This is a genomic window from Methylocystis sp., assembly GCF_050246715.1.
In the GTDB taxonomy this organism is placed as follows: domain Bacteria; phylum Pseudomonadota; class Alphaproteobacteria; order Rhizobiales; family Beijerinckiaceae; genus Methylocystis.
This window is the reverse complement of the sequence record NZ_JBFWVN010000077.1, coordinates 1-10,832: the sequence shown is the minus strand read 5'-3', so window position 1 is coordinate 10,832 and position 10,832 is coordinate 1. Positions and strand designations below refer to the sequence as shown.

Genomic DNA, 10,832 nt, shown 5'->3' with positions numbered 1-10,832 from the left:
CGGAGATCGAGCGAAAGAGTCTTCTTCGACATGCCTGCCGGCCTCCTTCGCCAGCAGGCAGTTTGAATCAGAACAAAGCTGATTCGTGAATCCCTCTCGATTCAATCAGACAAGAAACCGCTCTAGTCGATGCGATCTCATTTGGCGCTGCGGCGCGCCGCGAAGACCGCTCGATCTGTAGTCACTGATGTTCCGACGTCGCCTTAGGATTATGCGCCGCATAGGGATCCTGGCCGATCGGACGCGGCGCTGCGGCTTCGCGCGGCTTGACCACTTCTTCCTTGTAACCGGGCTGCCCCACGACCTGAGGCGGCTTCCAATCGCCAGTCGAGGCTTGCTCGCGGGCAAAGGCATGACCAGTCAGGGTCGCTGCCGAAGCGAGGGCGACGACGGCGAAAAGCTTGTAAGCCATGTTTCCTCTCCCTGATGTTTTGAGCGCCTCCCGCCAACCATCCCAACCGGCGCGAAGCGCCGACTTCGCGCGCATAAGATGCAACGTTTTCATGTCGCTAATTCTACAATGATCATTGCGCCGTTTTGCTGCGGATTCGATTTCGCGCGCGAAAGAATGCGCGACGCCAATGAAGCGATGCGACGACGTTAAGCGGCCTTCTTCTCCGCAATTTCGACCAGCGTGCGAAGAATGCGGCGCGTGCCTGTGAGACGCTGTTTCATACTGTCGAATTCGCGAATGAAAACTATTCGCATGTCAGGACGCACCTTGGCGGTCGTCCCCTGCTCAGCGACAAAACGCACCAGTCCCGTGGGATTGGCGAATTTGTCTTCGCGGAACGCGACGATGACGCCTTTCGGGCCGGCGTCGATCTTCTCGACATGCGCGCGCCGGCACAGCGCTTTGATCGCAACGATCTCCAAAAGCTGATCCACCTCAGGCGGAATTGGGCCGAAACGATCGATCAACTCGGCGGCGAAAGCCTCGATGTCCTGATCCGTCGCGAGCGTCGACAATCGGCGATAGAGCTGCAGGCGCAGCGTGAGATCGGCGACATAATCCTCCGGTATCGTCACCGGTGCGCCGATGGCGATCGTCGGCGACCAGGTTTCCTCCTGCGGCTCCTCGACGCCAGCCTTCAGCAGCGCGATCGCATCGGCGAGCATCTGCTGATACAGCTCGTAGCCCACTTCCTTGATGTGTCCCGACTGCTCCTCGCCGAGCAGATTGCCGGCGCCACGGATGTCGAGGTCGTGACTGGCGAGCTGGAAGCCCGCGCCAAGCGTATCGAGCGATTGCAATACGTCCAGGCGCTTTTGCGCCTGCGGCGTGATCGTGCGGTTGGCGGGCGTCGTGAACAGCGCGTAAGCGCGCATTTTGGAGCGCCCGACGCGGCCGCGCAGCTGGTAGAGCTGCGCAAGACCGAACATATCGGCCCGCCAGACGATGAGCGTATTGGCGCGCGGAATGTCGAGGCCAGACTCGACAATGGTCGTCGAGAGCAGAATGTCGAATTTGCCGTCGTAGAAGGCCGACATTTTATCTTCGAGTTCGCTCGCGCTCATCTGCCCATGCGCGATGACGAATTTCGATTCGGACGCGTTTTCGCGCAGGAAGGCGGCGGCTTCCTCCAAATCCTCGATACGGGGACAGACGAAAAAGGCCTGGCCGCCGCGATAGCGTTCGCGCAGCAGCGCTTCGCGCACGATGAGCGGATCGAAGGGCGAAACGAAGCTGCGCACCGCGAGCCGGTCGATCGGCGGCGTCGCGATGATCGAAAGCTCGCGCACGCCGGTCATGGCGAGCTGCAACGTGCGCGGTATCGGCGTCGCCGAGAGCGTCAGAACATGCACTTCCGCGCGCAGCTCTTTTAGGCGCTCCTTATGGCCGACGCCGAAATGCTGCTCCTCGTCGATGATGACGAGTCCGAGATCCTTGAAGCTGACGGTCTTGCCGAGCACGGCGTGGGTGCCGATCAATATCTCGATGCGGCCGTCGGCGAGGTCTTTCTTGGTCTCGCGCGCCTCGGCGGCGCCGACCATGCGCGACAACCGTCCGATGCGCACCGGCAGGCCGGCGAAGCGCTCGCTGAAGGTCTTGTAGTGCTGACGCGCCAGCAGAGTGGTCGGCGCGACGACCGCCACCTGCTTGCCGTTGATCGCCGCGCAGAAGGCGGCGCGCAGCGCGACCTCGGTCTTGCCGAAGCCGACGTCGCCGCACACCAGCCGGTCCATCGGACGTCCGGACGCGAGATCGTCGAGCGTCGTCTCGATGGCGGCGAGCTGATCCTCGGTTTCATCGTAAGGAAAGCGCGCGCAGAACTCGTCATAAAGCCCTTCCGGCGGCGCGAGCTTCGGCGCCTCGCGCAATTGCCGCTGCGCCGCGATTTCGATCAGGCCCTTGGCCATTTCGCGGATGCGATTCTTCATCCGCGACTTGCGCGTCTGCCAGCCGGCGCCCCCTAACCGGTCGAGCTGCGCCTCGGCGTCCTCGCCGCCGTAGCGCGTCAGAAGTTCGATGTTCTCGACGGGGAGATAGAGCTTATCGCCGCCGGCGTAGTGGAGTTCGAGACAGTCGTGCGGCGCGCCGGCGGCGGAGATCGTCTCGAGCCCGACGAAACGGCCGATGCCGTGATCGACATGAACGACAAGATCGCCGGCGGAAAGCGCGGCGACTTCGCCGAGGAGGTTTTCGTTCGGCTTGCGCGCACGGCGGCGCCGCACGAAGCGATCGCCGAGAATGTCCTGCTCGCCGATAACCGCATAGGCGTCGGTCTCGAAGCCGCGCTCGATCCCGAGAACGGCGACGGAAACGCTGTGGGACAATGCCTGCGGAAGCGATGCGACGCGCGGCAAATCCTGCAAGCCATGTTCGGCGAGCACATGGCCCAGCCGCTCGCAGGAGCCTTCCGACCAGCCGGCGACGACGATTTTCCTACCCGCGTCGCTCAGCGACTGGACATGGTCGGCGGCGGCTTGGAACACATTGACGTCGGGCGTATTGCGCTCAGGCGCAAAGTCGCGGCCGGGCCGCGCGCCGCAATCAATCGCCCTTTCGCCCTCATGCGCCGCGAAGGGAGAGAACTGCGCCGCTGCGCGCGCTTCCATCGCGGTACGCCATTCGTCTATCGACAGATAGAGTTTACGCGGTTCGAGCGGCTTATAGTTCGAGGCGGCGGGATCGAGATCATGCGCGAATTTGCGCGCGTCGTAATAATCCTCGATCTGCTTGACGCGTTCCGTCGCCGCGTCGTCGACCAGCGGATCAAGCAGGATCGGCGCATCGCCAAGATAGTCGAAGAGCGTATCCATCCGCTCATAAAACAGTGGCAGCCAATGCTCCATGCCGTGGAAGCGCCGGCCCTCGCTCACCGCCTCGTAAAGGGCGTCGCCGCGAGTCTGGCCGCCAAAGCGCGCGGCATAGGACTGGCGGAACCGGCGCATCGTCTCGCTGGTTAAGCGCAATTCGCTCATCGGCGTGAGGTCGAGCGCGCGAAGTTGTCCCGTTGCGCGCTGCGTATCGGGATCGAAGGAGCGGATCGATTCGAGCGTGTCGCCAAAGAAATCGAGACGGATCGGCGCCGGCAGTCCCGGCGGGAAAAGATCGACGATGCCGCCGCGCTGGGCGTATTCGCCGGTCTCGCGCACAGTGCTCGCGCGCAGATAGCCGTTCGCTTCGAGCCAGAGCGCCAGTTCGTCGAGCTTCACCACATTGCCGGGCGCGGCGGCGAAGCTCTCGGCCGCGACCAGTTTATGGGGCGGAACGCGCTGCAACAGACAGTCGACGGTGGTCGTAACGACACGCGGACGTTCAGACGAGGATTTGGCGCGCGTGAGGCGCGAGAGCGCGGTCATGCGCCGCGCCACGACGCCCGCGTGCGGCGACACCCGATCATAGGGCTGGCAGTCCCATCCCGGAATGTCGAGGATTTCGACGTCCGGATTGGCGAAGCGGAGAGCGGCGCGAAAGGCCGACGAGCGCGCCGCGTCGCGCGCGACATGGACGAAAACCGCCGCGCGTCCTTCCGCCTCGCGCGCCAGCGCGCGCGCAAGATCGGCGCTGACGAAGGCGTCGAAGCCTTCCGGCGCATGGGCGAAGATCAGCCGCTCGCCCTTGACGAGGCCTGAGCGCGCCGCTTCGAGCCCCGCCGCCGCCTTCTTCTGCTTGCTCACGGCGACGTTCAATGGATCGGCCCGTCATGGTGGTGGAAGGCGATGATCTGCTGCAGAAGCGGCGTGTCATGCTCGGCGGGCGGCGGCTCGGCGCCCGACAGCCATCGGTACACCGCGTCGTCCGGCAGATCGAGCAGAGTCTCGAGTTCATCGAGCGCTTCGGCCGGAAGCGCCTCTATGCGCGCGTCCACGAAGCGCCCCAAAAGAATATCCATTTCGCGCATGCCTCGCCGCCAGGCGCGCACCCTGATGCGCCGCCTGCGCATGTCGTCGTCCAAGTCGGTCTCCCTATATGGCGCGAGGCTTAATGCAGGCGCAAAGGAAAGGCAAAGGGCGCGCAAGGGCAGGGAAAGACGCCTGAGCGGGACTCGCTTCATTCCGCTGAGACGCTTCCCGACGCTTTGCCCCAGCGCCCTTCGCCGCGTAGGAAGCGAACTTCCTTGACCTCAAGATGCGCCTGCGCTATCTGGCGCCTCTCGCGTCCGCGCGCGCTCGCGGGGGAGTAGCTCAGTTGGTTAGAGCGCCGGCCTGTCACGCCGGAGGTCGCGGGTTCAAGTCCCGTCTCTCTCGCCATGCAGAGCGAAAATCCTAAAGGATCCCTGCAGATCGCCTTTTTGGCTTTTTTCAGCGTGGCGTGACGGCCCCTCTGCCGCGTTCCGGCTCTCTTTCGCCGCGATTCTCAGCGGGCGGGCGCCCCTTCGTTGTTCGAGCGATATAGACGCCTGCGCTTGGATTGGCGCAGCGACGCCAACCCAGAATTTGTTCAATCCAGAATTTCACTCCTTGCCGGCGTTCTTTGGCGAGAAAGCCATCGCCAGCCGCGAGAAAACCAAAGTAAGATGCAACGCGATATAATAATATAAATCGCGATCGTACATTTGCGGCACTTCCAAGAATACTTCAAGAAGTCTTACCGCGGATATCACGACGATTGTGGTGAGAAGGTTTAATTTAAGCTGAGAGAAATCCACGGAGGCCATCCAAGCGGGCCGGCCAGACTCATCATCTTCGCTAATCTTATAAACAAAATTTCCATATATCGAGATCGTCACTATTACCACAAGGGCGGATATTAGCGTGAGATCGACCAATTCGAGTAAATGTATTTTGATGTTTGCGTCATTCTCCAAATATATTACTTGAATAAGATGAAGTGTACTCTTAGCTGCTTTCAAAACCATGCCGATCAAGCCAACGCCGAGCATCAGCAGAAAGGGCAACAATAGCCACCGAGTCAGGAAAATGTAGCGCTCGATCAGACGCCTAACCATTGCACATCCTCGCTCGGCCCGCGGCGATAGCCGCGTTGAGCACTCAAAACGGTTACGCCCGAGTCGTCAACGCGCCAGCGCGAAAACATTTGCCTGGCGCACGAGCGCGCGTTCGCTCTGCATTGGTCCGCTGCGGCGAGTCGCCTTGGCGCGGTATTTCCCCGCCTTCAGCCCGGACGCAGCGCCTTTTTGGGGGTCACCTTATTCAGGTCAACCCCCGGCTCCTTCACGCACCGCGCCAAGCCCCTGCGCGTCAGGCCAATCAAGATTCCGTAGCCAATTCTTCACTTCGATCATGGCGGCGCCTTCGCGCACGATGGGCCGAAAGGCCGCTCTCGGTCAGTCGACGGACGCCCCGGCCCGCGTCGAGGCGCAGACGATCTGACCTTGTTAGCGAATGTCGATCTCGCTTTCGACGATATGATTGAGCGGCGTGCCTTCGGCGGTCAGCGCCATGCGCAGCTTCAATCGGCCGCCGGCCACCTTATGCTCGCGCACGATGCGTTCGATCTCGCGCTGCGAGGTGACGCCCACTTCTTTAAGGAATTTGCGCACCGCCATGTTGAAATCGTCTTCGTCCATCGCCCGACTCCCTTCACAGCAGCTAGGTAGCGCGCTTTCAGTCAGCGTCATCGCGGCGCTTCGATCAGCGCCGCCCAGACCGCGTTCGGGGTCCAAATGCGGGTCATGTCGGCGCGCGCCATCGCGTCATCGACGCCGAGCACATCGCGGCGATAGCGGTAGAGGAGCGCCGACACGCGGTAATTCGCGATGCAATGGACATGGGTCGGGGCGTCGCGTGTTTCCGTCAGCGCCGCGCAAAACGCCTGGTAATCAGCCTCAGTCGGATGCTGAAAGTCGATCGGGATATGGCGATAGCTCATGCCAAGCGCGCCGACCGTCGCGGCTTCGTCGGGCAACGCCTTCTCATGGCTGTGGAGACCGAGATTGATCACATAGCGCACGCCGAGCGCCGCGATCTCGCCAAGCTCGCTTTCGCTCGGCTGACCGGATGTCGTGAGGCGAGAGTCGATCCGAAGCCAATGATAGATTTGCGTCGGATCGTCTGGCATGGGCTTCACGCAAATGGCCGGCCTACCCGGCCTTCGCCACTTCCCGCTGCGCGAAACCCAGACGGATATTCAGTTCATGCAGCAATTGCTCCGCCGCCACCGGAATATTGGTGCCGGGCGGAAAAATCGCGGCCGCGCCTGAATCGTACAAGGCCTGGAAATCATCCGGCGGAATGACGCCGCCGATGACCATCATAATGTCGCCGCGGCCGACGCGCTTTAAGGCGTCGCGCAGTTCCGGCGTCAGCGTGAGATGGCCGGCGGTCATCGTCGAGACGCCGACGATATGAACGTCAGCTTCCTTCGCCTTCTGCGCCACTTCATCCGGGGTCGCGAAAAGATCGCCGATCACCACGTCGAAACCCATATCGGCGAAGGCGGAGGCGATGACTTTCTGTCCGCGGTCATGACCGTCCTGGCCCATCTTTGCGACGAGAATGCGCGGCTTGCGCCCGGTGTTGTCCTCAAAGTCGCGGGTCATGCCGACCACTCGGCCGACCTGCACGCTCTCCTTGCCCGCCTCGCGCGCATAGACGCCGGAAATCACATTGGCCTTCGGCTTATGGCGCGAGAAGACTTTTTCGAGCGCGAAAGAAATTTCGCCGACGCTCGCCTTCGCCCGCGCCGCCTTCACCGCGAGATCGAGAAGATTGGTGCCTGAGGTCGCGCCTTCGGTCAGCGCGTTCAGCGCTGCTTGCGTCTTCGCCTCGTCGCGCTCGGCGCGCAGACGCGCAAGCTTCTCAAGCTGCGCGGCGCGCACGGCGGCGTTGTCGACCTTGAGCACATTGGGCTTGGCGTCGTTCACCGGCTGATATTTGTTCACGCCGACGACGATCTGGGTTCCGCTGTCGATGCGCGCCTGCGTCTTCGCCGCCGCTTCCTCGATGCGCTGCTTGGGCACGCCAGCGGCGATCGCCTTGGCCATTCCGCCGAGCGATTCGATTTCCTCAATATGCGCCCAAGCGCGCTTGGCGAGTTCCGCGGTCAGCCGCTCGACGTAATAGGAGCCGCCCCAGGGATCGATAATCCGCGTCGTGCCGCTCTCCTCCTGCAACACGATCTGCGTGTTGCGGGCGATGCGGGCGGAGAAATCGGTCGGCAGCGCGAGCGCCTCGTCGAGCGCATTGGTGTGCAGCGATTGCGTATGGCCCTGCGTCGCCGCCATCGCCTCGACGCAGGTGCGGATGGCGTTGACGTAAACATCCTGCGCGGTCAGCGACCAGCCGGAAGTCTGGCAATGCGTGCGCAGAGTCAGGCTCTTTTCGGATTTGGCGCCGAGATCTTTCATCAGCCGCGCCCAGAGCAGGCGCGCGGCGCGCAGCTTCGCTACCTCCATGAAAAAGTTCATGCCGATGGCGAAGAAGAAGGAGAGACGCGGCGCGAAAGCGTCGATGTCGAGGCCGGCCGCGACGCCGGCGCGCACATATTCGACGCCGTCGGCGAGCGTATAGCCCAATTCGAGATCGGCCGAGGCGCCCGCCTCCTGCATGTGATAGCCGGAGATCGAAATCGAGTTGAACTTCGGCATATGTTTCGACGTGTACGCAAAAATATCCGACACGATCCGCATCGACGGCTCGGGCGGATAGATGTAGGTGTTGCGCACCATGAATTCTTTTAGGATGTCGTTTTGGATCGTGCCGGTGAGCTTTTCGGCGGGCACGCCCTGCTCTTCCGCCGCGACGATGAAGAGCGCGAGAACTGGCAGCACGGCGCCGTTCATTGTCATCGACACCGACATCTGATCGAGCGGAATGCCGTCGAAGAGCGTGCGCATGTCGTAGATCGAATCGATCGCGACGCCCGCCATGCCGACGTCGCCCATCACCCGCGGATGGTCGGAATCATAGCCGCGATGGGTGGCGAGATCGAAGGCGACCGAGAGACCCTTCTGGCCGGCGGCGAGATTGCGGCGGTAGAAGGCGTTCGAGTCTTCGGCCGTGGAGAAGCCGGCGTATTGGCGGATCGTCCAGGGCTGGGCGACATACATGGTCGGATAGGGCCCGCGCACATAGGGCGCGACGCCGGGATAGCCGTCAACGAAGGAAAGGCCCTCGATGTCCGCCGGCCCATAGGCGTTCTTCACCTCGATCCCCTCCGGCGTCAGCCAGCGGCGCGCCTCGGCCTCTTGCTCAGGCGCGACGGGCGCGAAGGGAATCTGCGAGAAATCGGGGATCGCGGACATTTTTTCCTCAAGGGCTTACGCGGTTTCGTCATAAACCAGAGGGGGCGACCGCGCAAAGGGCGGCAGAGGAAACGCGATGTGGTTCGTCGACCTGCAAAAATAATCGCAATTAAAAACATCTAGTCCTTGCGCAATAGAAATGTCAATGATAATGTCTTGAACAAAGGAGGCGACCATGTCCTCGAATGTGATTCCATTGCCGCGCCCGAAGTCGCTGCGGACGAGCTCCGATGCTCTGGGCTTTTATGTGCGCGTTGGACACAATGACCATCGCGAGCTGCTACATCTTTTGACCTCTGGCGAGCGTGGGATTTTTGGTTTTGTTATTGGCGCCAACAATATTGAGCGACATCGCGAACTGATTACCGAGGCGCGACGACGCGATATCGATGTAATCCTCGACCCCAAAACACAACAAATGGCTTTCCCTCAAGCGATGACTGAAAGTCTATCTTCGTTGCCTTGGGGCTTAGAGCGTCATCATAATGTAGCTGATTTTGACGGTGCCGAGGGCAAAACGCGCGCAGCACAGATCGTCGAGTTCGCCGCAATACACGGTTTTACCCAAATTTTGACACCGTCGCATTTCTTGTCGAGCGCTGCTGATCCGTGGTTGAAACGTGACATTGCAGCGCTCAACTGGACGGCCGAACGAATCACGGAAAACGGTAGTGATATTGGCTTGATCTATTCTTTGGCGCTACCGATAAAAGCACTGCGGCAGCCCGCAGAACGTCAAGCGTTGCTCGCCGCGATGACCGATGCACGCTTTGACGCACTCTGGCTAAAAACCGAACATTTCGGCGACCATGCCACCGGCGAGAAGGCCGCAGCCTACATCGACGCCTGTCGTGAATTTCATAAAATTGGCACTCCGATTATTGGCGACTCGGTCGGCGGGTTGCCTGGGCTAGGCGCGCTTGCCTTTGGTGCCTTGGGCGGCATAGCGCATGGCGTAACACTTCAACAAAACTTTAATACCTCAAACTGGCGACAACCACGGGGACCTCAAAGAGGCCAAACAGGCTGGCGTGTTTATGTGCCACAGCTAGATATGCTTCTGAAGCCACTCGTCGCAGAAGCGCCGCTTAGCGCCTCACCACGTATCAAGTCGATTTGCGGATGTCGCGACACGCATTGTTGCCCTCATGGTGTTCAAGACATGATCAAACGCCCTGCGCGACATGCTATCTATCAGCGGGCCCGCGAATTAGAACGGCTGAGCGCCGCCCCTCAGAATCTCCGTGCTGAACAATATCTCAACGAGCACGTACGTCGCGTATCAGACATTGTAGCGCGGATTGCGACCGTAAACGGTCTTGACGAAAAGCTCCAGGAAAGTTTGCGAAAGAAGCAAGGTGAGGTAAGCCGCCTACGCGAAACGTTTGGTCATCTCGCGACGGTAAGCGCAAGCACTTATGCGGCGACGCCGACGAGGCGCAATCATGGAAACGGATGAGAACGAGAAGAGAATAAAATGAGTGACCGAGGAAGGAATGAGTAGCGCGGTAGCACGAAAGCTGGAATCATTGCGCTCGAAAGGCGCCATGCGGAATATCGAGGTCGCGAACCTTCTCGGCACGCGCCCCGAAACCGTTTCGCGTTGGAACCAAGGGCGCGCCTATCCTCATCCGAATACTGAGAAGACGCTTCTCGAACTTGAATATATCGTCGACCAGCTTTCCGAACTGTATGAACCCGACGAAGCGCGGCAATGGATTTTCTCTCCTCAGAAGTTGCTGAGCGGCGCGTCGCCGGCGGTTCTGATTCGCGAAGGTCGCATCGACGAAGTGCTGCGTCTCGTCAGTCAGCTTCGTGATTCGGTATATCTCTGAGAAGTGGATCGCCGATGATCCACGAACAAAACCTCGTCGATCAACTGAGCATCCTGCCCGTTGAGCGTTTCGAGGCAGAGGTTTTTCGGACAACTTCGGTGAGCGCCGATCCCATCGCGCCGTCGATCAGTGGCGGACGCTGGGCGCCATCGCAGGACAGCGCCTGCGAAGTCTCCGTCCTCTATACGAGTCTTGAACGTGACGGAGCGATCGCCGAGGGGATGTCCCGTTCGCTGTTGAAAAGCGTGAAGCGGCCCGCTGCGTGACGAATCTTATGCGGCCTCGGCGGTTTGAACAAGGTGCGCCGCTGACGCTGGCTTTGCGTTTCGCTGCACCAGAGCGG

At 60.9% G+C, this 10,832-nt stretch carries 10 protein-coding genes and 1 tRNA gene; 4 read left to right on the top strand and 7 right to left on the bottom strand.

What is annotated here, in order from left to right; all coding sequences use genetic code 11:
• Positions 1-181: 181 nt before the first annotated feature.
• From AB7I51_RS16575 to AB7I51_RS16565, 3 genes are all read right to left on the bottom strand, one after another.
• Complete coding sequence (locus AB7I51_RS16575) at positions 182-412, bottom strand: hypothetical protein (protein WP_428405390.1); 231 nt, start codon at positions 410-412, stop codon at positions 182-184.
• Positions 413-600: 188 nt separating this feature from the next.
• Positions 601-4,125, bottom strand: coding sequence for a transcription-repair coupling factor (mfd, locus tag AB7I51_RS16570; protein ID WP_428405391.1), 3,525 nt, complete (start codon positions 4,123-4,125; stop codon positions 601-603).
• Positions 4,126-4,133: 8 nt separating this feature from the next.
• Complete coding sequence (locus AB7I51_RS16565; RefSeq protein ID WP_428405392.1) at positions 4,134-4,403, bottom strand: succinate dehydrogenase assembly factor 2; 270 nt, start codon at positions 4,401-4,403, stop codon at positions 4,134-4,136.
• A 218-nt stretch (positions 4,404-4,621) separates the two neighbouring features.
• Between AB7I51_RS16565 and AB7I51_RS16560 the strand changes: the two genes are divergently transcribed.
• Positions 4,622-4,698 (top strand) — tRNA-Asp (locus AB7I51_RS16560).
• A 203-nt stretch (positions 4,699-4,901) separates the two neighbouring features.
• On the opposite strand, the gene AB7I51_RS16555 is transcribed toward AB7I51_RS16560, so the two are convergent.
• The 4 genes from AB7I51_RS16555 to scpA form a co-directional block, all read right to left on the bottom strand.
• Positions 4,902-5,396, bottom strand: coding sequence for a YqhA family protein (locus AB7I51_RS16555; RefSeq protein ID WP_428405393.1), 495 nt, complete (start codon positions 5,394-5,396; stop codon positions 4,902-4,904).
• Positions 5,397-5,786: 390 nt separating this feature from the next.
• Positions 5,787-5,978, bottom strand: a complete 192-nt coding sequence (locus AB7I51_RS16550; RefSeq protein ID WP_428405394.1) for a DUF6494 family protein — start codon at positions 5,976-5,978, stop codon at positions 5,787-5,789.
• A 47-nt stretch (positions 5,979-6,025) separates the two neighbouring features.
• Positions 6,026-6,469 carry a protein tyrosine phosphatase family protein gene (locus tag AB7I51_RS16545; RefSeq protein WP_428405399.1) on the bottom strand — a complete coding sequence of 148 codons (444 nt, stop codon included), beginning with the start codon at positions 6,467-6,469 and terminating at the stop codon, positions 6,026-6,028.
• Positions 6,470-6,491: 22 nt separating this feature from the next.
• A complete protein-coding gene (scpA, locus tag AB7I51_RS16540) occupies positions 6,492-8,654 on the bottom strand; it encodes a methylmalonyl-CoA mutase (protein ID WP_428405395.1) in 2,163 nt (720 codons plus the stop codon).
• A 175-nt stretch (positions 8,655-8,829) separates the two neighbouring features.
• Here scpA and AB7I51_RS16535 point away from each other — a divergent pair, with 175 nt between their 5' ends.
• The 3 genes from AB7I51_RS16535 to AB7I51_RS16525 all read left to right on the top strand — a co-directional run bounded on the left by AB7I51_RS16535 (position 8,830) and on the right by AB7I51_RS16525 (position 10,755).
• The gene (locus tag AB7I51_RS16535) at positions 8,830-10,113 is read left to right on the top strand and encodes a hypothetical protein (RefSeq protein ID WP_428405396.1); all 1,284 of its coding nucleotides are present in this window, start codon (positions 8,830-8,832) and stop codon (positions 10,111-10,113) included.
• 88 nt (positions 10,114-10,201) lie between these two features.
• Entirely contained in the window at positions 10,202-10,489 is a 288-nt protein-coding gene (locus tag AB7I51_RS16530; RefSeq protein ID WP_428405397.1) for an antitoxin Xre/MbcA/ParS toxin-binding domain-containing protein, read from the top strand.
• A gap of 14 nt (positions 10,490-10,503) precedes the next feature.
• Positions 10,504-10,755: a hypothetical protein gene (locus AB7I51_RS16525; protein ID WP_428405398.1), complete on the top strand. Its 252-nt coding sequence runs from the start codon at positions 10,504-10,506 to the stop codon at positions 10,753-10,755.
• The last annotated feature ends 77 nt before the right edge of the window (positions 10,756-10,832 follow it).